The following is a 291-nucleotide window of genomic DNA, read 5'->3' as shown; positions in this document are numbered from 1 at the left end:
ATGTTTCCAGCGGTGTCGGTCTGGGCATAGTGGATGCCGAGCCCCGGCGTGTGCAGCCAGCGACCTCCGTCGCTGCGGGGCGTCGGGTCCTCGCTGACCTCGAAACGCAGGTGCTCCCAGCCGCGGATCGCCGTGGCCAGGGCAGCCCCCGTTCCGGCGGGGCCCTCCCAGTAGAACTCCGCGCGGCGGCTGCCGGCCAGCACCGGCTGGTCGGCCCATTCGAAGTTGACGGCGCGGCCGAGCGCGCGGCCCACAGCCCATTCGAGGTGCGGGCACAACGCGCGCGGCGCC

At 73.9% G+C, this 291-nt stretch carries 1 protein-coding gene; it reads right to left on the bottom strand.

Annotated features, from left to right (window positions below; genetic code table 11):
- Positions 1 to 291: DUF3145 domain-containing protein (locus NQ160_RS06360; protein WP_257514388.1), on the bottom strand; the 291-nt coding region annotated here is incomplete at both ends.

This window comes from Microbacterium sp. zg.Y909 (assembly GCF_024626565.1).
Note: the sequence above shows the minus strand (reverse complement) of the source record. Positions and strands in the feature narration are given on the sequence as shown.